We start from the raw sequence: 330 nt of genomic DNA on the forward strand, positions 1-330 counted from the left end.
AACCTGCTAATGGCCGGTGATGAAATAGCCACAAGTCGAGGCGTTTCAGTGAAATACGTACGCTACGCATTATTTTTTGTTACTTCGTTGTGCGTGGGGGCTATTGTTGCCTTATGCGGTCCTATTGGTTTTGTCGGAATGATGGTGCCACATATCTGCCGATTGATTATCGGTGAAGATCATCGCTATCTGATACCGGCGACATTGCTTTTTGGCGGTAGCTTTCTGGTGATTTGCGATACGCTTGCCAGATTGGTTATTGCCCCTGCAGAGTTGCCTGTCGGGGTCATTACGACGTTATTAGGCGGACCGTTTTTCCTGTGGCTGTTG

At 48.2% G+C, this 330-nt stretch carries 1 protein-coding gene; it reads left to right on the forward strand.

Annotation, left to right across the window (positions count from 1 at the left end):
- Nucleotides 1-330 (forward strand): FecCD family ABC transporter permease (locus B3182_RS07925; RefSeq protein WP_292752244.1); only part of this gene is annotated, 330 nt, incomplete at both ends.

It is taken from the genome of Methylophaga sp. UBA4204 (assembly GCF_002379485.1).
Taxonomy (GTDB): Bacteria; Pseudomonadota; Gammaproteobacteria; order Nitrosococcales; family Methylophagaceae; genus Methylophaga.